Source organism: Klebsiella sp. M5al, from assembly GCF_002090195.1.
GTDB lineage: Bacteria > Pseudomonadota > Gammaproteobacteria > Enterobacterales > Enterobacteriaceae > Klebsiella > Klebsiella grimontii.
In genome coordinates this window covers 5,057,185-5,077,973 of record NZ_CP020657.1, presented here as the reverse complement: position 1 = coordinate 5,077,973, position 20,789 = coordinate 5,057,185, and the positions used below count along the sequence as shown (strand labels likewise).

General features: G+C 56.3%; 18 protein-coding genes and 1 pseudogene. 11 read left to right on the top strand and 8 right to left on the bottom strand.

Features of this window, described 5'->3' with window-relative positions; all coding sequences use genetic code 11:
- The first annotated feature begins 1 nt into the window (after position 1).
- Positions 2-1,270: an oligosaccharide MFS transporter gene (locus tag BWI76_RS24360; protein WP_004135757.1), complete on the top strand. Its 1,269-nt coding sequence runs from the start codon at positions 2-4 to the stop codon at positions 1,268-1,270.
- Positions 1,271-1,293: 23 nt separating this feature from the next.
- Positions 1,294-2,484, top strand: coding sequence for a glycoside hydrolase family 88 protein (locus tag BWI76_RS24355; protein ID WP_004135758.1), 1,191 nt, complete (start codon positions 1,294-1,296; stop codon positions 2,482-2,484).
- Positions 2,485-2,528: 44 nt separating this feature from the next.
- On the opposite strand, the gene BWI76_RS24350 is transcribed toward BWI76_RS24355, so the two are convergent.
- From BWI76_RS24350 to qseB, 4 genes are all read right to left on the bottom strand, one after another.
- A complete protein-coding gene (locus tag BWI76_RS24350) occupies positions 2,529-2,843 on the bottom strand; it encodes a putative quinol monooxygenase (RefSeq protein ID WP_004135759.1) in 315 nt (104 codons plus the stop codon).
- Between the two features lie 90 nt (positions 2,844-2,933).
- Positions 2,934-3,515 (bottom strand): NAD(P)H-dependent oxidoreductase, encoded by a 582-nt coding sequence (locus BWI76_RS24345; protein ID WP_004125278.1) that lies wholly within the window; start codon positions 3,513-3,515, stop codon positions 2,934-2,936.
- Between the two features lie 106 nt (positions 3,516-3,621).
- Positions 3,622-4,971: a quorum sensing histidine kinase QseC gene (qseC, locus tag BWI76_RS24340; protein WP_024358673.1), complete on the bottom strand. Its 1,350-nt coding sequence runs from the start codon at positions 4,969-4,971 to the stop codon at positions 3,622-3,624.
- Positions 4,968-5,627, bottom strand: coding sequence for a quorum sensing response regulator transcription factor QseB (gene qseB, locus BWI76_RS24335; RefSeq protein ID WP_004135762.1), 660 nt, complete (start codon positions 5,625-5,627; stop codon positions 4,968-4,970). Before qseB ends, qseC begins: the two co-directional genes overlap by 4 nt.
- A 151-nt stretch (positions 5,628-5,778) precedes the next feature.
- Here qseB and BWI76_RS24330 point away from each other — a divergent pair, with 151 nt between their 5' ends.
- From BWI76_RS24330 to BWI76_RS24310, 5 genes and pseudogenes are all read left to right on the top strand, one after another.
- Positions 5,779-6,186 (top strand): YgiW/YdeI family stress tolerance OB fold protein, encoded by a 408-nt coding sequence (locus tag BWI76_RS24330; protein WP_004135770.1) that lies wholly within the window; start codon positions 5,779-5,781, stop codon positions 6,184-6,186.
- 152 nt (positions 6,187-6,338) lie between these two features.
- Positions 6,339-8,597: a DNA topoisomerase IV subunit A gene (gene parC / locus BWI76_RS24325; protein WP_004135773.1), complete on the top strand. Its 2,259-nt coding sequence runs from the start codon at positions 6,339-6,341 to the stop codon at positions 8,595-8,597.
- Positions 8,598-8,788: 191 nt separating this feature from the next.
- Positions 8,789-9,526, top strand: a complete 738-nt coding sequence (gene plsC / locus BWI76_RS24320; protein ID WP_004125254.1) for a 1-acylglycerol-3-phosphate O-acyltransferase — start codon at positions 8,789-8,791, stop codon at positions 9,524-9,526.
- A gap of 84 nt (positions 9,527-9,610) precedes the next feature.
- Positions 9,611-11,023: a cell division protein FtsP gene (gene ftsP / locus BWI76_RS24315; protein ID WP_004125252.1), complete on the top strand. Its 1,413-nt coding sequence runs from the start codon at positions 9,611-9,613 to the stop codon at positions 11,021-11,023.
- Between the two features lie 30 nt (positions 11,024-11,053).
- Positions 11,054-13,294: pseudogene (locus tag BWI76_RS24310) on the top strand (YgiQ family radical SAM protein); the annotation flags it as partial.
- A gap of 127 nt (positions 13,295-13,421) precedes the next feature.
- Here BWI76_RS24310 and dkgA read toward each other — a convergent pair.
- The gene (gene dkgA, locus BWI76_RS24305) at positions 13,422-14,249 is read right to left on the bottom strand and encodes a 2,5-didehydrogluconate reductase DkgA (RefSeq protein ID WP_004135777.1); all 828 of its coding nucleotides are present in this window, start codon (positions 14,247-14,249) and stop codon (positions 13,422-13,424) included.
- Between the two features lie 132 nt (positions 14,250-14,381).
- Positions 14,382-15,545 (bottom strand): alcohol dehydrogenase, encoded by a 1,164-nt coding sequence (gene yqhD, locus BWI76_RS24300; protein ID WP_004125245.1) that lies wholly within the window; start codon positions 15,543-15,545, stop codon positions 14,382-14,384.
- A gap of 196 nt (positions 15,546-15,741) precedes the next feature.
- On the opposite strand from yqhD, the gene BWI76_RS24295 reads away from it, so the two are divergent.
- Positions 15,742-16,641 (top strand): AraC family transcriptional regulator, encoded by a 900-nt coding sequence (locus BWI76_RS24295; protein WP_004115613.1) that lies wholly within the window; start codon positions 15,742-15,744, stop codon positions 16,639-16,641.
- A 31-nt stretch (positions 16,642-16,672) separates the two neighbouring features.
- Here BWI76_RS24295 and yghB read toward each other — a convergent pair whose 3' ends face one another.
- A complete protein-coding gene (gene yghB / locus BWI76_RS24290) occupies positions 16,673-17,332 on the bottom strand; it encodes a DedA family general envelope maintenance protein YghB (RefSeq protein WP_004125241.1) in 660 nt (219 codons plus the stop codon).
- 132 nt (positions 17,333-17,464) lie between these two features.
- A complete protein-coding gene (gene metC, locus BWI76_RS24285) occupies positions 17,465-18,652 on the bottom strand; it encodes a cystathionine beta-lyase (RefSeq protein ID WP_004125240.1) in 1,188 nt (395 codons plus the stop codon).
- Between the two features lie 251 nt (positions 18,653-18,903).
- Between metC and exbB the strand changes: the two genes are divergently transcribed.
- From exbB to BWI76_RS24270, 3 genes are all read left to right on the top strand, one after another.
- The gene (gene exbB / locus BWI76_RS24280; protein ID WP_004125237.1) at positions 18,904-19,635 is read left to right on the top strand and encodes a tol-pal system-associated acyl-CoA thioesterase; all 732 of its coding nucleotides are present in this window, start codon (positions 18,904-18,906) and stop codon (positions 19,633-19,635) included.
- Positions 19,636-19,641: 6 nt separating this feature from the next.
- On the top strand, positions 19,642-20,067 hold the full coding sequence (gene exbD / locus BWI76_RS24275; RefSeq protein ID WP_004135785.1) for a TonB system transport protein ExbD: 426 nt from the start codon (positions 19,642-19,644) through the stop codon (positions 20,065-20,067).
- Positions 20,068-20,209: 142 nt separating this feature from the next.
- Positions 20,210-20,704, top strand: coding sequence for a TIGR00645 family protein (locus BWI76_RS24270; RefSeq protein WP_004105804.1), 495 nt, complete (start codon positions 20,210-20,212; stop codon positions 20,702-20,704).
- Positions 20,705-20,789 lie beyond the last annotated feature (85 nt).

Genomic DNA, 20,789 nt, shown 5'->3' with positions numbered 1-20,789 from the left:
TATGGAAAGTACCTATACGAATAACAAAGTTGAGTATTACAAAATAAGCGCCTTCATTTTTCTGTATTTTTTCACCTGGTCTGCCAGTATTGGCCTGCTCGCCATATGGTTAGGGCAAAAAGCCAATCTAAGCGGCGCGGTTATTGGCACCGTCTTTGCCGTGAATGGCGTATTTTCAGTTATTCTTAAACCCATTTATGGCTATATACTTGATAAAATAGGGATGAGTAAGTATCTGCTCTATTTTGTGGTGTTGATGTCGGCATTAATGGCGCCTTTTTTTATTTATGTTTATCAGCCGCTACTGTTAACCAAGACGATGCTGGGTATTATTGTCGGTGCGATTTATTTAAGCTTCGCCTGGTATGCGGGCGTCGCGGCCTGTGAATCCTATACCGACCGTTACAGCCGTCTGAACAATATGGAGTTTGGGCAAATTCGCATGTGGGGATCGCTCGGATGGGCGGTAGCGTCTTCTTTCTCTGGCCTGCTGTTTAACCTCTCGCCAGCGTATAACTTTATCCTGGGAAGCGTCACGTCGATAGTGATGCTGGCCGTTTTATTAAGCCTGAAAGTCAACGAAAATGCGGAGAATGCCGCGCAGGTGCTGGTCAAAGATAAAATTTCTCCGGCGGATGTTTATACCCTTCTGCGTAACCGTAAATTCTGGGCATTCTGCCTGTACGTGGCCGGGGTGGCGTGGATGATGTTTATCGCGGAGCAGCAGTTTTCGCGCTATTTTGTCACGTTCTTTGCCGATGTCCATAAAGGCAACGCCATTTTTGGTTATCTGGGAACGGTACAGTCCGGGATGGAATTTATTATGTATATGGTCATTCCATTCTTTGTTAACTACATTGGCGCAAAACGTGGATTATTAATTGTTGGCCTGCTGGTAGGCGCCAGGTTGGTGATTTCTGGCCTGTGTGATTCCCATCTGTTGATTTCGCTATTAAAACCATTGTATGGCCTGGAAATATGCCTGCTGTTGGTTTCAGTATTTAAGTATATCGCCGAGCACTTTGACAAACGCGTTAATGCAACGATGTATTTGTTAGGTTATCAGGCGATGTTATATGTTGGTAATGTGGTCGTCTCGTCACCTGCCGGGTTTATGTACGATCGTATCGGGTTTGAGAAAACGTATATTATTATGGGCATGATTGCGCTGGTTTTTACCGTGATATCGGCATTTACCTTATCGTCATGCCAGAGTAAACGGCGCAGCTCTGCCACCCTCAATGTTTCAGAAAATAACGCATCAAAATAAGCTAAGCGATAAGGAACCGAAATATGTTAAATAATATCGTAGAGGAACCATTGCGCGATTTCCCCGGCGAGCCGATCTCAATGGATTGCTTCCGGGAAGAAATGAAGCGGGCGCGTGAAGATGTCCTTGAACTGATTGGCCGTCATTTAACGGAATTCGGTGAACAATTTCCCGCTGAGACCTGCGTCGAAGGTTATTATCCGTTGACTGAAAACGTCGAGTGGACGACCAGTTTTTGGACCGGACAGCTATGGCTGGCGTGGGAGATGAGCGGTGAAGATAAGTTTCGCCAGATGGCGGAGAAAAACGTGCGGACTTTCGGTCTGCGTATTGCAGGGCGTCACGACACCAATACACATGATTTGGGCTTTCTCTACACGCTTTCCTGCGTGGCGGCCTGGCGTTTAACCGGTAATCGCGACGCGCGCGGGTTCTCGCTGATGGCGGCGGAGGCTCTGTTGGAGCGCTTTCACGCGAAGGCGCAGATTATTCAGGCCTGGGGCGATCTCAACGATCCCGCCCAGGCCGGGCGGATGATTATTGACTGCACGATGAATCTGCCGCTGCTTTATTGGGCAAGCGAGCAAACGGGCGACCCGCGCTTCAGGGATGCGGCTCTGGCGCACGTCAGGCAATCGGCGGCTTTTCTGGTACGTGAAGATGCTTCGACCTGGCACACCTATTATATGGATGTTGTCAGCGGGAAGCCGCGCTATGGGAATACTCAGCAGGGTTATGCCGATGATTCCTGCTGGTCCCGCGGCCAGGCGTGGGGAATTTATGGTTTTCTGCTCAGCTATATCTATACCGGCGACAGGGCGCTGGTCGGCCTGGCAAAAAAACTGGCCAACTATTTCCTCAACCGCCTGCCAGAGGACTATGTCTGTCATTGGGATCTGGCGCTGATAAACACCGATGCGCTGCGAGACTCTTCTTCGGCTGCTATCGCCGTATGCGGTCTGCTGGAGTTGGTTAAGCAGTTGCCAACGACCGACCCGGATCGCGAACGCTATCAACAGTGGGCGATGGCGATAATGGCCTCGCTAACGAAGGGCTATCTGATGGCAAAAAGTGACAAGGGTAATGGTTTACTCAAGCACTCGGTCTACCATCTGGCGAGTAATAAAGGCGTCGATGAGTGCTGTAGCTGGGGGGACTATTTTTACGTTGAAGCGCTGATGCGCATGACGCAGAGCTGGAAACTGTACTGGTAACGCTATTGCCCGGTAGCGTGCGCTTACCGGGCGGCCAGCGTTGCTTAAATGCCCGCTTCCAGAATACGAATGCTCATCTCCAGCACGTCGCCTTTCACGGCTTCGCTGTAGGCTTTCATGTGCGGGGTCTGCAGGTGCGCTTCAAGATGCGCGACGCTTTCCCACTGCTCGACCATCACAATTGAGTCCGGCGAGGTGGTCTGAAAACTGACGCCAGCGGCGTGATCCACCAGCGGCGCATAGCCGTGGCAGCCCTCTTCCTGGAGAACGGTCGGGGTAATTTTTGCGAACTGATCCAGCACCGCCTGGCGGTGGTGTTGGCCCGGACGAGTGCGAATTTCAGCGATCACTGTCAACATGGTTAACTCAACTCCTTCTGTCTATTCTCATCATACTTCAAGCCGCCGCTCGGTTAGCCGCGCTTGTCGTCTTTTCATAACTCATTACAGTTAACCAAAAATTTCAGCCAGATGCTTGCGATATTCTGCCGTATAACGCGGAACATCGGGCATTTTGATCACATCGTTGGCGATGAAGGTCGGCAGGGCGCTCATCCCGAGGAACTGGTTGGCCTTATGGAACGGAAGGTAAACGCCATCGACGCCAACGCCGTGGAAGAACTGATCTTTCTCGGTGAAGGCTTCCATCGGCGCGTTCCAGGTCAGGGACAGCATATATTTTTTGCCCTGAATCAGGCCGCCGGAGCCATATTTCTTACTGGCATCGGAGCGGGTGCGGCCATCGCTGGCATACAGCGCGCCGTGACCTTCGGTAAAGACGTCATCGATGTACTTTTTCACCGTCCACGGCGCGCCCATCCACCAGCCCGGCATTTGCCAGATAACGGAATCGGCCCACAGGAAGTTTTGCACTTCGGTTTTCACGTCGTAGTCGCTATCGGCGCGGACCACTTTAACATCATGCCCGAGGTCGCGCAGATAGGTTTCCGCGACTTCAGTCAGGGTGTCGTTCAGCTGGCCGTTAGAGTGGCCGAACTTTTTTGCGCCATTAATAATCAGGATGTTGCTCATTTTTTATCCTCAACTTTTCAATTTTGTGGTTAATTTTACCCCGTCGGGCAGAGCGGTAAAATGAGCAAAATGTGCAAAGTCTTTTGCTTTTATAGCAATAATGCCGCTACCAGCGAATGCGCGCCTCGAATCCGCCGTCCCGGGCGTTGCCGAAACTTGCCGTCATCCCGTGCAGCGCGGCGATACGTTTGACGATGGAGAGCCCGAGGCCGCTGCCGGGCTGCTCCTGGCCAGGAGGACGATAAAAGCGCTCGCCGACGCGCGCCAGGGCCTCGGCGCTGATGCCCGGGCCGTTGTCGCGTACGCGGAATTCACCGGCATCCAGGGTGATGTCGACCTGGCTTCCGGCGGGGCTGTAGCGCACGGCGTTATCTAAAAGATTGCGCACCAGCAGGCTTAGCAGCAGCGGCTGCCCGGTGCGCATGATGCTCTTTGCGTTCAGGTGCAGGCGCAGCTCAACTCCGGCCAGCTGCGCCGGGTGGTACATCTCCATGACCGCCGACTGGAGCAGTTCATCAAGAGCGATCGTTTGAACATCATCCAGCTGCGCCAGCGAATCCAGGCGCGATAGGGTCAGTAGCTGGTCGACCAGGCGGGTTGCGCGATCGATACCCTGATGGAGCTGCTCCAGCGCTTTATCCAGCCCTTGCGGATCGTCCAGCGAGAGCTGGGCCACTTCGGTCTGCACCTTCAGCGCCGCCAGCGGGCTGCGCAGTTCGTGGGCGGCATCGGAGGTGAAGCGACGCTCGCGGATCATGGTGTCGTGCGTCCGGGTAAAGAGCTGATTTAGCGCGTCGACCAGCGGACGGACCTCATTAGGCACGTTGTCGCTATTTAGCGTTTCGGCGGAATCCGGCGCCCGGGTGCGCAGCGTGGTGGCCAGCTTTTTCAGCGGCGCCAGTTCCCGGCTTAACAGCACGATGAGCAGTAAAAACATCAGCGGCAGCGCCACCAGCCAGGGCGTAAGCTGTGAGGTGACGATATCCAGCGCCATCTCGCGGCGGTAATCCCACTCCTGGCCGACGACGATACGATGGCGCCCGTCGCGGGTGGTGAGCCACAGAAAGCGCCACTCGTCATCGTCGCCGCGCAGATAGCCGTCGCTGAACCCCTCCCGGTCGTTACCCCACAGGATATCCTGGCCATTTTCGCCATCGTTAAGCACCATTTTGCCGTCGGTGGTAAAGATAGCGAAAGCCAGCGCATCGTCGTCGAGATGGCCGTGCTTGACCTTTTTCTTCGTCCGCACCTGCGGCGCGAGAGTATGCAGCTCGTCGAAATTCATCGCGCTTAGGCGGCGGGCGAAAAGCAGCTGCTGGGTATCGAACAGCTTATCCAGCTTGTCGGTTGTCTGTTGCCAGGCCACAAAGCTGGCCATGCCCCAGGCGGCGCTGGTCAGCAGCAAAAAAAGCAGCGTCAGGCGGACCCGCAGGCTCAGTTTTCCCAGCCGCTTCATGCGTCCCCCAGGGTATAGCCGATGCCGTGTACGGTACGAATGAAAGCGCTGCCGAGCTTACGGCGCAGATGATGGACGTGCACTTCTATGGCGTTGCTGGAGACGTCGTCATCCCAGCTATAGAGCTTTTCTTCAATAAGCTTACGCGGCAGCACGCGTCCGGCATTGCGCATCAGCAGCTCCAGCAGAGCAAACTCCTTTGGCTTGAGCGCCAGGCTCTCGCCGTTCAGGGTGGTTGTGAGTCGGCCTGGATCGAGGACCACATTGCCGTGCCGCAGTTCGCTGCTGCTTTGGCCGTGGGCGCGGCGCATCAGCGCTTCCAGGCGCGCGGCAACTTCAACCAGCGCGAAAGGTTTGCAAAGATAGTCATCGGCGCCGAGCCGAAGCCCTTCGACACGCTGGCTGAGCGCGTCGCGGGCGGTCAGGATCAGTACCGGTTCGTGGCGGCCTTTGTCGCGCCATTCGCGCAGAATATCCAGCCCATCGATACCGGGGAGCGTCAGGTCCAGGACAATGGCGTCGTACGGGGCGTTGTACAGCGCGGCTTTGCCTTCCTCGCCGCGGGTAAACCAGTCGACGCTGAAGCCCAGTTTGGCCAGTCCGGTTTTGAGGCCGTCACCGATCAGTTTGTCGTCTTCCACCAGTAAAATGCGCATTCTTCTGCTCCTGTGTCCCTCGGCTATTCCAGCAGTAAAGCGCGTCGCGGCGCGCGCTGTACAGGAAAAAAAATTATTTTTTCCGCTTAAGAAGTTGTTAAGTTTTGCCCGGTGTAATAGTGACGATATAAACACAAAGGGAGAACACATCATGAAGAAAATCGCCGCAATGACCGCTATCATCGCCTTAGTTTCCATGCCGGTACTGGCCGCTGAGCAGGGCGGATTTTCCGGACCTGGATCCGCGCCAACCAGCCAGACAACCACGCAAAACGGCGGGTTCATTGGCCCGAACGGGAGCGTAACAACGGTCGCCAATGCGAAAACCCTGCGTGACGATACCTGGGTGACCCTGCGCGGTAAAATCGTGGAGCGTATTTCCGACGACCTGTATAAATTCCAGGACAGCTCCGGCATCGTGAACGTCGATATCGATCATAAGCGCTGGAACGGCGTGACCGTAACCCCGCAGGACACGGTAGAGATTCAGGGTGAAGTCGATAAAGACTGGAACTCTGTGGAAATCGACGTAAAGCAGATTCGTAAAATCGCGCAATAATATTTGGCCCCGATCTCATGTCGGGGCATAACCCGTGAATCAGGGATCCTCAACCGGCCTAACGCCCTGTGACTCAGGGCGTCAGATAGGGTATTATCGCCGGTAGTTTTGCCGTCCGAACGGCCGGTACGCAGATTGAGGATTCACGATTAATGAGTGATATGGCAGAGCGCCTCGCGCTGCATGAATTTACGGAAAACGCCTACCTTAACTACTCCATGTACGTCATCATGGACAGGGCGCTGCCGTTTATTGGCGATGGCCTGAAGCCGGTCCAGCGTCGCATCGTCTATGCGATGTCTGAACTGGGTCTGAACGCCAGCGCCAAATTCAAAAAGTCCGCCCGCACCGTCGGCGACGTGCTGGGTAAATACCATCCGCACGGCGATAGCGCGTGTTATGAAGCCATGGTGCTGATGGCGCAACCCTTCTCTTACCGCTATCCGCTGGTCGACGGTCAGGGGAACTGGGGGGCGCCGGACGATCCTAAATCCTTCGCCGCGATGCGTTATACCGAATCCCGTTTGTCGAAGTATGCTGAACTGCTGCTGAGCGAACTGGGGCAGGGCACCGTTGACTGGGTACCGAACTTTGACGGCACCCTGCAGGAGCCGAAAATGCTGCCTGCGCGCCTGCCCAATATTCTGCTCAACGGCACTACCGGCATCGCCGTCGGCATGGCGACGGATATTCCGCCGCACAACCTGCGTGAAGTCGCTCAGGCGGCCATTACCCTGATTGAAAAACCGCAGACGTCGCTCGACGATCTGCTGGATATCGTACAGGGGCCGGATTATCCGACCGAAGCGGAAATCATTACCCCCCGCGCCGAGATCCGTAAAATCTACCAGAATGGCCGCGGTTCGGTGCGTATGCGCGCGGTGTGGACGAAAGAAGACGGCGCGGTGGTGATCAGCGCCCTGCCGCATCAGGTTTCCGGCGCCCGCGTGCTGGAGCAGATCGCCGCCCAGATGCGCAATAAAAAGCTGCCGATGGTGGATGACCTGCGCGACGAATCGGATCACGAAAACCCGACTCGCCTGGTGATTGTCCCGCGTTCTAACCGCGTGGATATGGAGCAGGTGATGAACCACCTGTTCGCGACGACCGATCTGGAAAAGAGCTACCGTATCAACCTGAATATGATCGGTCTCGATAACCGTCCGGCGGTAAAAAACCTGCTGGAAATCCTCTCGGAATGGCTGACTTTCCGTCGCGATACCGTACGCCGTCGTCTCAGCTACCGTCTGGAAAAAGTCCTCAAGCGCCTGCATATCCTGGAAGGTTTGCTGGTAGCGTTTCTGAATATCGATGAAGTTATCGAAATTATCCGCCACGAAGATGAGCCGAAACCGGCCCTGATGTCGCGCTTCGGCATCAGCGAAACCCAGGCGGAAGCGATTCTGGAGTTAAAACTGCGCCATCTCGCCCGACTGGAAGAGATGAAGATCCGCGGTGAACAAAGCGAGCTGGAAAAAGAACGCGACCATCTGCAGGCCATTCTGGCTTCAGAACGCAAGATGAATAACCTGCTGAAGAAAGAGCTGCAGGCCGACGCTGACGCCTACGGCGACGATCGCCGTTCGCCGCTGCGCGAGCGTGAAGAAGCGAAAGCGATGAGCGAGCACGATATGCTGCCGTCCGAGCCGGTCACTATCGTTCTGTCGCAGAGCGGCTGGGTTCGTAGCGCCAAAGGTCATGATATCGACGCGCCGGGGCTGAACTATAAAGCGGGCGACAGTTTTAAAGCCGCAGTGAAAGGGAAGAGCAATCAGCCGGTGGTCTTCATTGACACCACCGGGCGCAGCTACGCGATTGACCCGATCACCCTGCCGTCCGCACGCGGGCAGGGCGAGCCGCTCACCGGTAAGCTGACGCTGCCGCCGGGGGCGACGGTGGAACATATGCTGATGGAGGCCGATGATCAAAAACTGCTGCTGGCTTCCGACGCAGGCTACGGGTTTATTTGTACTTTCAACGATCTGGTTGCGCGCAATCGCGCCGGTAAGACGTTGATTAGCCTTCCGGATAACGCCCACGTGATGCCGCCGCTGGTGATTGAGGACGAGTCCGATATGCTGCTGGCCATTACCGCCGCCGGCCGCATGCTGATGTTCCCGGTCAGCGACCTGCCGCAGCTGTCGAAAGGCAAAGGCAACAAGATTATCAACATCCCGTCGGCGGAAGCGGCTGCGGGCCAGGATGGCCTGGCGCATCTGTTTGTCCTGCCGCCGCAAAGTACGCTGACGATTCACGTCGGCAAACGGAAAATCAAACTCCGTCCGGAAGAGCTGCAAAAAGTCACCGGCGAGCGCGGCCGCCGCGGCTCTCTGATGCGCGGACTGCAGAAGATCGACCGGGTGGAGATTGATTCACCGCGTCGCGCCTCCGCGGGCGATAGCGAAGAGTAGGATGACCCTCCCTCGCAGTTCGGCGGGGGAGGTTAATATTTACCGCAAAATCGTTGTTTATTCAGGCATTGCGATTAACAATATCCGCCAGCATCGTTCGGGTGCTTAACGCGCTTTGCAATGATGCCCGATGCCTGCAATCTGCGAAACAGCGAGTATAATTCTAAGCGGTTTGGGTTTTAGAGGTAGCTATGCTATTTATTTTTCGACTAATTATCGTTGTCATCTATTGTATTCTGGTCTGCATCTTCGGCTGTATTTATTGTCTGTTCAGTCCGCGTAATCCTAAGCACGTCGCCACCTTCGGTCACCTGTTTGGCAAACTGTCGCCGGTTTTCGGCCTGAAAGTCGAGCTGCGCAAGCCGGCCGATGCGGAAAGCTACGGCAACGCCATCTATATCGCTAACCACCAGAATAACTATGATATGGTGACGGCATCAAATATCGTGCAGCCGCCGACCGTTACCGTGGGTAAAAAGAGCCTGGCGTGGATCCCATTTTTCGGCCAGCTCTACTGGCTCACGGGGAACCTGCTGATTGACCGCAATAACCGGGCAAAAGCGCACGGCACTATTGCCGAAGTCGTGAACGCGTTTAAAAAGCGCAATATCTCTTTTTGGATGTTTCCGGAAGGGACCCGCAGCCGCGGTCGCGGTCTGCTGCCTTTTAAAACCGGCGCTTTTCATGCGGCTGTCGCGGCTGGCGTGCCCATTATTCCGGTGTGCGTGTCTAATACATCGAATAAAATTAATCTCAATCGCCTGAATAACGGTCTGGTGATTGTAGAAATGCTGCCGCCGGTAGACACCAGCCAGTATGGAAAAGAGGGCGTTCGCGCGCTGGCGACGCACTGTCGCGAGCTGATGTCCGCTAAAATCGCTGAGCTGGATAAAGAAGTTGCCGAACGCGAAGCGGCCGCAAAGAAATAACACAGGAAACGCCGCGAACCGCGCGCGTATTGCTGGCGGGAAACGAATTCCCTTGTTAATTAGTCAGTATTTCATGGAGTAAATATGTCACTCAGTCGGCGTCAGTTCATTAAGGCTTCAGGCGTAGCGCTGTGCGCAGGCGCCGCGCCGCTGAAGGCACAGGCCGCTGGTCAGCAGCCTGCGCTGCCGATCCCTCCTCTGCTGGAGTCCCGCCGCGGGCAGCCGCTATTTTTGACGCTACAGCGAGCGCACTGGTCATTTACGCCCGGAACCCGCGCATCGGTGTGGGGGATTAACGGCCGCTATATGGGGCCAACTATTCGTGTCTGGAACGGCGACGATGTGAAGCTGATTTACAGCAACCGCCTGACGGAAAACGTCGCGATGACCATCCGCGGTCTGCAGGTTCCCGGTCCGCTGATTGGCGGCGCCGCGCGCATGATGTCCGCCAACGCCGACTGGGCTCCGGTACTACCAATCCGCCAAAGCGCGGCGACGCTGTGGTATCAGGCCAACACGCCAAACCATATGGCAAAACAGGTCTATAACGGCCTGGCCGGGATGTGGCTGGTTGAAGATGATGTCAGTAAAAATCTGCCGATCCCCAATCACTACGGCGTGGATGATTTCCCGGTGATTATTCAGGACAAGCGTCTGGATAACTTCGGTACGCCTGAGTATAGCGAGCCCGGTAGCGGAGGATTCGTTGGCGATACGCTGCTGGTGAACGGCGTTCAGGGGCCTTTCGTGGAAGTGTCGCGCGGCTGGGTGCGCCTGCGCCTGCTGAATGCGTCCAACTCCCGTCGCTATCAGCTGCAGATGAGCGATGGTCGATTGCTGCACGTGATTTCCGGCGATCAGGGGCTGCTGCCGGCGCCGGTTTCGCTGAAGCAGCTGTCGCTGGCGCCGGGCGAGCGTCGTGAAATTCTGGTCGATATGACCAACGGCGATGAAGTGTCGATCACCTGCGGGGAAGCGGCCAGCATCGTCGATCGTATTCGCGGCTTTTTCGAACCGTCGAGCATCCTGATTTCCACGCTGATTCTGACGCTGCGCCCGACGGGCCTGCTGCCGCTGGTGACCGATAGCCTGCCCGTGCGTTTGCTGCCGACGGAAATTCTGGCCGGCGCGGCGATTCGCAGCCGCGATATCACGCTTGGCGACGATCCGGGTATTAACGGTCAGCTGTGGGATCCGCAGCGTATCGATATTACGGCGCAGCAGGGAACCTGGGAGCGCTGGACGGTGCGCGCCGACCGGCCGCAGTCGTTCCATATTGAAGGCGTCATGTTCCAGGTGCGTAACGTCAACGGCTCCGCGCCGTTCCCGGAAGATCGCGGCTGGAAGGATACCGTCTGGATCGATGGCCAGGTTGAGCTGCTGGTCTATTACAATCAGCCCTCCTGGCCGCACTTCCCGTTCCAGTACTTAAGTCAGACGCTGGAGCTTGCCGACCGGGGCTCTATTGGCCAGATTCTGGTGAATCCGGCGCCGTAATGTGTTCTGTCCCGGCCCCTGCTGGCCGGGATCGGAAAAACCTCCTTCATTTCTTCCATCGTTCCGGCTTATAATCGCCGCCCTTTTTGATTATTTTTTTATCATTTCCCCGGAAGCAATATGAGCGCAATATCCCTGATCCAACCGGATCGTGACCTTTTCTCCTGGCCGCAGTACTGGGCCGCCTGCTTTGGCCCCGCGCCGTTCTTGCCGATGTCGCGAGAAGAGATGGATCAACTTGGCTGGGATAGCTGCGACATTATTCTGGTTACCGGCGATGCCTATGTCGATCACCCGAGCTTCGGCATGGCGATCTGCGGACGCATGCTGGAATCCCAGGGGTTCCGCGTGGGGATTATTTCCCAGCCGGACTGGAACAACAAAGATGACTTTATGCGTCTGGGTAAACCGAACCTGTTCTTCGGCGTCACCGCCGGTAACATGGACTCGATGATCAACCGCTACACCGCTGACCGTAAGCTGCGCCATGACGATGCCTACACGGCGGGTAACGTGGCCGGCAAGCGCCCGGATCGCGCCACGCTGGTCTACACTCAGCGCTGCAAAGAGGCGTGGAAAGATGTGCCGGTGATCCTCGGGGGCATCGAAGCCAGCCTGCGCCGTACCGCGCACTATGACTACTGGTCCGATACCGTGCGCCGCTCGGTGCTGGTGGACTCTAAGGCCGATATGCTGATGTTCGGCAACGGCGAGCGTCCGCTGGTGGAAGTGGCGCACCGTCTGGCCGCCGGCGAGCCTATCGGGCAAATTCGCGACGTTCGCAACACCGCCATCATGGTGAAAGAGGCGCTGCCGGGCTGGAGCGGAGTCGATTCCACGCGTCTGGATACGCCGGGGAAAATCGACCCAATCCCGCATCCGTACGGTGAAGATCTGCCGTGCGCGGATAACAAAACCGTCGCACCGCCAAAACAGGAAGCGAAGCGCGTCACCGTGCAGCCGCCGCGTCCGAAGCCGTGGGAGAAGACCTACGTCCTGCTGCCTTCCTTTGAAAAGGTGAAGGGCGACAAGGTGCTCTACGCCCATGCGTCGCGGATCCTGCACCATGAAACCAACCCCGGCTGCGCCCGCGCGCTGATGCAGAAACACGGCGAGCGCTATATCTGGGTTAACCCGCCCGCTATTCCGCTTTCCACCGAAGAGATGGATAGCGTGTTTGCCCTGCCGTATAAGCGCGTTCCGCATCCCTCATACGGCGATGCCCGCATTCCGGCCTACGAGATGATCCGCTTCTCGATTAACATTATGCGCGGCTGTTTTGGCGGCTGTTCCTTCTGCTCAATTACCGAGCATGAGGGCCGTATCATTCAGAGCCGCTCCGAAGATTCGATCATCAATGAAATCGAAGCGATTCGCGACACGGTCCCCGGCTTTACCGGCATTATTTCCGATCTTGGCGGTCCGACGGCTAACATGTATATGCTGCGCTGCAAGTCGCCGCGCGCCGAGCAGACCTGCCGCCGCCTGTCATGCGTTTACCCGGATATCTGTCCGCATATGGACACTAACCATGAACCGACGATTAATCTTTATCGCCGCGCCCGTGACCTGAAAGGCATCAAAAAGATCCTTATCGCGTCCGGCGTGCGTTACGATATCGCCGTTGAAGACCCGCGCTATATCAAAGAGCTGGCCACCCATCACGTCGGCGGCTATCTGAAGATTGCCCCGGAGCATACGGAAGAGGGGCCGCTGTCGAAGATGATGAAGCCGGGAATGGGCAGCTACGATCGTTTTAAAGAGCTGTTTGATACCTATTCGAAACAGGCCGGTAAAGAGCAGTATCTGATTCCTTACTTTATCTCCGCACACCCGGGGACGCGCGATGAAGATATGGTGAACCTGGCGCTGTGGCTGAAGCAGCATCGTTTCCGTCTGGATCAGGTGCAGAACTTCTATCCGTCGCCGCTGGCGAACTCAACCACCATGTATTACACCGGTAAGAACCCGCTGGGTAAGATTGGCTATAAGAGTGAAGATGTGGTGGTGCCGAAGGGCGACAAACAGCGCCGCCTGCACAAAGCGCTGCTGCGCTATCACGATCCGGCCAACTGGCCGCTGATCCGCCAGGCGCTGGAAACCATGGGTAAAAAGCACCTGATCGGCAGCCGTCGCGATTGTCTGGTACCGGCGCCGACGATCGACGAAATGCGCGAAGCGCGTCGCCAGAACCGCCATACCCGTCCGGCGCTGACCAAGCATACGCCGATTGTGCACCAGCGCTCGAACGGCGGGGCGACGGCGAAGAAGCCCGTAAAACGCGGTAAGGTCGCCGGTCGTTAATTCGGCTGCATTGCCCGGCGGCGCTAGCGTCTGCCGGGCTTACAAAACATCTCCAGGCCGGATAAGCGCCAGCGCTATCCGGCTTTTTTACGGTTTAGCCGCCAAACTGATCCGGGTCTGGCCCCAGACGTTTGTTCTGGTCCAGTTTAGTGATTTCACTTAATTCATCTTTATCAAGACGGAAGTCCCAGACGTTAAAATTCTCGGCAATGCGCGATGGCGTCACCGATTTCGGGATCACCACCAGGCCGCTGTCCAGATGCCAGCGAATAACGATCTGCGCCGGGGTTTTACCGTATTTATCCGCCAGTTGACGAATAATTTTCTGATCGAATACCCCTTCGCCGCCCTGCGCCAGCGGGCTCCAGGACTCGGTCTGAATTTTATGCGTCGCATTCCAGGCGTGAAGCTGACGCTGCTGCATCAGCGGGTGAAGTTCAATCTGGTTTATCACCGGCGCGACGCCGGTTTCATCGATGATTTTTTGCAGATGATGAACCTGGAAATTACACACGCCGATGCTTTTTGCCAGCCCCTGCTGCTGCAGCTCAATTAAGCTTTTCCAGGCGTCGACGAAGTGGTTCGTTGCCGGAACCGGCCAGTGAATTAAATATAAATCGACATAGTCGAGCTTCAGTTTTTTCAGGCTTTCCTGCAGCGCTTCTTTGGGCTGCTTTTGATCGTCATTCCACAGTTTCGTGGTGACGAACAGCTCATCGCGGGGGACGCCTGCGCTGCTCAATGCGTTGCCGACGCCGGTTTCATTCTGGTACACGGCGGCGGTGTCAAACGAGCGATAACCGACTTCCAGCGCCTTATGAATGGCGGAGACGACTTCCTCGTTGCCTGCTTTCCACACGCCGAGCCCCAGCTGCGGCATCAGGTTGCCGTCGTGTAGTTTTATAACGGTTGGATGTGTCATGCCTTCCTCCTGTTAATGAACTCAGCGGAATAAAATCCGCCGAGGGGTAGCATTAAGTCTGGACGAAATAGCTAAAAACGGTAGTTAAACTCCTCTCCTTTGCGCGAGTTTACGCGTCGGAGAGGAGGTTGATTAGCGCGCAGCCTCGTAAATACGGCGGCTGACGTCCAGCGTAATATCCTGGTTTTCGCCCAGTTGGGTCATGCCGTGCTCTTCCAGCTTCGCCAGTAGCGCCGGGATAGAGCTGCCATCCAGACCGTAGGCGGAAAGGCGCGTCGGGACGCCCATCTGTTCGAAGAAATCACGCGTTGCGGCGATGGCGGCATCGATACGCTGTTCTTCAGAACCTTCGGTGATGTTCCAGACGCGAGCGGCGTACTGCAGCAGCTTGGCGCGTTTAACGTCGCGTTTTTCATTCCACAGCGCAGGCAGGACGATAGCCAGGGTCTGGGCGTGATCGAGACCGTGCATGGCGGTCAGCTCGTGGCCGAGCATATGGGTCGCCCAGTCCTGCGGCACGCCTGCGCCAATCAGGCCGTTCAGCGCCTGGGTGGCCGCCCACATAATATTGGCGCGTACGTCGTAGTTTTCTGGCTCTTTCAGCGCTTTCGGGCCATCTTCCACCAGGGTCAGCAGAATGCCTTCGGCGAAGCGGTCCTGAATTTTGCCGTCGACCGGATAGGTGACGTACTGCTCAACGGTATGGACAAATGCGTCGACTACGCCGTTAGCCACCTGGCGCGGCGGCAGGGTGTAGGTGTAAACCGGATCCAGGATAGCGAACACCGGCTGGACGTGGCTGGACATAAACGCGCGTTTGTCGCCGGTGGTTTTGCGCGAGATGACCGCGCCTTTATTGGATTCGGAACCGGTCGCCGGCAGCGTCAACACGGAGCCCATCGGGATGGCGCTGGCCACTTTGCTACCGTAAGTTTCGAGGATTTCCCACGGATCGCTGTCGGCATTGTAGTGGGCCGCTGCGGCGATAAATTTGGTACCGTCGAGAACGGAACCGCCGCCCACCGCCAGCAGGAACGTGATCTTTTCATCACGGGCGATTTTCACCGCGTTCATCAGCGTTTCGTAGGATGGGTTGGGCTCGATGCCGCCAAATTCCCGGACGTCAATGCCGTTCAGCGCGCTAAGAACCTGATCAAGCACGCCGGTTTTCTTCACGCTACCGCCGCCGTAGGTGACAAGCACGCGAGCATCCGCCGGGATTTGATCGCGCAGATTTTCAATCGCGCCTTTACCGAACAGAATGCGGGTTGGGGTATGTAGGTCGAAATTATTCATGGCTGGTGCCCTCAAATAGATAAAACCGCCAACAGAGACAATCCCTCTGTCAGATGACGGACATTGTGTTCCCGTCGCCCGTTCCCCTCAATGCACATTCCTGCCGTTGTCTTGCCCATTTCTCCTTGGGGCTGGAGAAATGCGCCGCAAGTGCGCACAATACGGAGGTATAAAAACGTTCGCAGAGGCCCGAAAAATGAACCGCGCTGAGATATGCCAGCTATTAACGCATAAAGTTAATCAGCTGAAAGATAAAGAAGAAATGCTTAATGGTCTGCTGCCGGATATTCGCCTGCTGTACGGTACCCAGCCGGGGACGCGGACGCCGGTCATGTATCAGCCGGGGATCGTTTTTCTCTTTTCCGGGCATAAAATTGGCTACATTAACGAGCGTACCTTTCGCTATGACACCAATGAGTATCTGCTGCTGACGGTACCGCTGCCGTTTGAATGCGAAACCTTCGCCACCCCGGAAGTGCCGCTGGCGGGGATTCGGCTGAACGTCGATATTCTGCAGCTGCAAGAGCTGCTGATGGATATCGGTGAAGATGAGCAGTTTCAGCCGTCCATGGCGTCGAGCGGGATCAACTCCGCGGTGCTGTCCGAAGAGATTCTGTGCGCGGCGGAGCGCCTGCTGGACGTGATGGAGCGCCCACTGGACGCGCGCATTCTGGGCAAACAGATTATCCGCGAAATCCTTTATCACGTGCTGACCGGGCCGTGCGGCGGGGCGCTGCTGGCGCTGGTCAGCCGGCAGACCCACTTCAGCCTGATCAGCCGCGTGCTGAAGCGTATTGAAAGCCAGTACACGGAAAACCTCAGCGTCGATCAGCTGGCGGCGGAAGCCAATATGAGCGTCTCGGCGTTCCATCATAACTTTAAATCGGTCACCAGCACCTCCCCGCTGCAGTATCTGAAAACCTACCGTCTGCACAAAGCGCGCATGCTGATGATCCACGATGGTATGAAGGCCAGCGCGGCGGCGATGCGGGTAGGGTATGAAAGCGCGTCGCAGTTCAGCCGCGAGTTTAAGCGTTATTTCGGCATGACGCCGGGGGAAGATGCGGCGCGAATCAGAACGATTCAGGGGATGTGAGGGCGGCGAATCCGCGCCGCCCTGGAAACGCTCAGGCGTTACAGTATTTCTTTTTAATCACCACGATAACCGTACCGAGCAGCCCGGCGATCAGCAGCGCGATAGGCAAAATCATCAGGCAGGTCATGACCTGATCTTCATGACGCTTAACGAAGGGAATCATGCTCAGCGCATAGCCCAGGCCGGTAACCACGCCAACCCACAGCAGCGCGCTCAGCCAGTTGAAGAACTGGAAGCGGCGGTTTGGCAGCCCGGAAATGCCCGCCATGGTGGGCAGCAGGGTGCGAACAAACGCCAGAAAACGCCCGGCCAGCAGCGCCAGCAGGCCGTGTTTGTCAAACATGCAGGTTGCCCGCTGATGGTACTTATGCGGCAGATGCCCAAGCCAGCGCTTAACCGTGACGGTGTTACCCAGCCAGCGCCCCTGGATATAGCTCAGCCAGCAGCCGAGGCTGGCCGCGGCGGTTAAAATGGCGACCGTGGGTACAAAGTCCATTACGCCTTTGGCGATCAGCGCCCCGGCGAGCAGCAGCAGGCTATCGCCCGGTAAAAATGAGGCGGGCAGCAGACCGTTTTCCAGAAACAGGGTTGCGAACATGACCAGATATACAACGCCCACAACGTGGGGGTTTGCCAACGCGGCAAAATCATGCTGCCACAGCGCGGCGACAATTTCTTGAATGACAACCATGGACTTTCCTAAGTGGTACCGTGTTTTTTGTCTAGTGTACTCCTGAAGAGGCTCGGGCACCTTGATCCCGGGCGCAACTAAAGCGGCCGTTTTTCTAAAAAACGTCCGCTATTGTTGCCACTGAGTGTCACTTTACACGATACGCGCGAAGCCCGCCGCTAAATCATCCTGCAGATCGGTAACATTTTCTAACCCGATATGCAGGCGGATCAGCGTGCCGCTGAAATCAACTTCAGCATCCGGTCGGATTGCGGCAATGTGTTCCGGCTGGTTGGCTAAAATCAGCGATTCAAAGCCGCCCCAGGAGTAGGCCATGCTGAACAAGCTGAAGTGGTCCAGATAAGCGGACAATTCGGCGTCGGTCAGGCGTTTATTGAGCACGAAAGAGAACAGGCCGCTGCTGCCGGTGAAGTCGCGCTGCCAGAACTCATGGCCTTTGCTGCCGGGCAGAGCGGGGTGGTTCACGCGGGCCACCTGCGGATGCTGCGCCAGCCATTCGGCAATCTGCAGGCTGCTTTCATGGTGCTGACGCAGGCGCACCGCCAGGGTGCGCAGACCGCGGCTGGTCATATAGGCGGTATCGGCATCCACCATTTGCCCCATCAGATAGGCGTTTTCGCGCAGTTGCGCCCAGCAGCGCTCATTGGACACGGCGGTACCGACCATGGCGTCGGAATGGCCGATCAGGTATTTGGTGCCGGCCTGAATGGAGATATCGATACCAAACTCCAGCGCTTTGAACAGCACCCCCGCCGCCCAGGTGTTGTCGATCATAATGATGGCTTCTGGAGCGACGCGGCGCACCGCCGCAACGATCGCCGGAACATCATGAACTTCCATGGTGATGGAACCGGGGGATTCGAGGAACACCACGCGGGTGTTCGGCTGTACCAGACGGGCGATATCGCCGCCGATGAGCGGGTCGAACCAGCCGGTGGTGACGCCGAGTTTGGCGAGGATTTTGGTGCAGAAATCCTGGGTAGGTTCATAGGCGGTGTTGGTCACCAGAATATGGTCGCCCTGCTCGACAAACGCCAGAATGGTATTGGCGACCGCCGCCGCGCCGCAGGGAAAGAGCGCGCAGCCGGCGCCGCCTTCCAGCTCGCACATCGCTTCCTGGAGAGAAAAGTGGGTCAGCGTCCCGCGACGCCCGTAGAACAGCTCGCCTTTGGCGCGGTTGCGGGTGGCGTGTTTTTTCGCTTCGACGGTGTCGAAAACCAGCGATGAGGCGCGCTGAATGACGCTGTTTACCGAGCCCTGGGTGTATTTTTTGCTGCGCCCGGCATGAACCAGCGCAGTATCAAGATGTTTATCAGCCATGTTCAGATAACCTGTTTTTATACGTCTGGACGTCTAAACTAACATGAATACCCGTTGATGTACCGGGTCGCGACGGATACAGGTAAAAATTTTACCAACGGCGGGGTCAGCAACTTTTTTACTGCGTAAGCGCAAGGAAAATAATCGTGATTTACTGCACAGTGTAAATACTAATGAGAACCACTATCAATTCGATGCCGTTTTGATATTATTGTGCGCAGTTTTTGTGATTTACGTCCTGGAGATACAGTGTGGGTAATAATTTGATGCAGGCGGATCTCTCCGTTTGGGGTATGTATCATCATGCCGATATTGTCGTTAAGGTAGTGATGATCGGCCTGATTCTGGCGTCGGTGGTCACATGGGCTATCTTTTTCGGCAAAGGCGCAGAGATCCTGGCCAGCAAGCGTCGCCTCAAGCGTGAACAGCAGCTGGTTGCCGAAGCACGCTCTCTCGACCAGGCCAGCGATATCGCTAACGCGTTCGAGGCGAAAAGCCTGACTTCCCAACTGATCAACGAAGCGCAGAACGAGCTGGAGCTGTCCGCAGGTTCTGAAGATAACGAAGGCATTAAAGAGCGTACCGGTTTTCGACTGGAGCGTCGCGTGGCGGCGGTGGGTCGTTACATGGGGCGCGGCAACGGTTATCTGGCAACCATCGGCGCGATTTCCCCGTTCGTCGGTTTGTTTGGTACCGTCTGGGGCATCATGAACAGCTTTATCGGTATTGCCCAGACCCAGACCACTAACCTGGCGGTCGTGGCGCCAGGCATCGCGGAAGCGCTGCTGGCTACGGCAATTGGCCTGTTCGCTGCGATTCCGGCGGTGGTCATCTACAACATTTTCGCCCGTATGATTGCCAGCTACAAAGCTTCACTTGGCGATGTCGCCGCCCAGGTTCTGCTGCTGCAAAGCCGTGACCTGGACCTGAGCGCCAGCGGCGTTAAGCCGGTGCGTACCGCCCAGAAACTCCGCGTAGGTTGATGCTTTATGGCCATGCATTTTAACGAAAACCTCGATGATAACGGTGAAATGCACGACATCAACGTGACGCCGTTTATCGACGTCATGCTGGTGCTGCTGATCATCTTTATGGTGGCGGCGCCGCTGGCCACCGTAGACGTGAAGGTGAATCTTCCGGCTTCTTCCAGCCAGCCGCAGCCGCGCCCGGAAAAACCGATCTACCTGTCGGTGAAGGCGGATAAAACCATGTTCCTCGGTAATGACCCCATCACCGAAGAGAGCATGATTGCGTCCCTGGATGCCCTGACCGAAGGCAAGAAAGATACCACCGTCTTCTTCCGCGCGGATAAAACCGTGGACTACGAGACGATGATGAAGGTCATGGATACCCTGCACCAGGCGGGCTATCTGAAGATTGGCCTGGTGGGCGAAGAGACCGTCAAAGCCAAGTAACCCCTTACCGACTCATCTCCCAGGCTGGCCTTGCGCCAGCCTTTTTTATCTCCTCGAATCGCTCTCCTGTTGGACGACTGTTGCTATAACGTTACCCTGTTGCGGTATAATGGCGGTCGTTTATGTTAACTGACAGGATCTTATGGAACGCTTTCTGGAAAATGCTATGTACGCCTCGCGCTGGCTGCTGGCGCCGGTTTATTTTGGCCTTTCGCTCGGTTTGATTGCGCTGACGATCAAATTTTTTCAGGAGATCTTCCACATACTGCCGCATATTTTCAGCGTCAGTGAGTCGGATATGATTCTGACCCTGCTGTCGCTGGTGGATATGACCCTGGTGGGCGGTCTGCTGGTGATGGTGATGTTCTCCGGCTATGAAAATTTTGTCTCGCAGCTGGATATTAACGAGGGTAAAGAAAAACTCAGCTGGCTGGGCAAAATGGACGCGACGTCGCTGAAAAATAAGGTTGCCGCCTCCATCGTGGCGATCTCCTCTATTCACCTGCTGCGGGTGTTTATGGATGCGAAAAACGTCCCGGACAATAAGCTGATGTGGTACGTCATCATCCACCTGACCTTTGTGCTCTCGGCCTTTGTTATGGGCTACCTCGATCGTCTGACCAAAGTGAAACACTGATCCCTTCTCTCCCGGCGGCGTTAGCCGCTGGGCTTTTTTCTCCCCGTTTCTGCTTTTCTGCGCTGGCGTATGTCCGGGCTTCTGC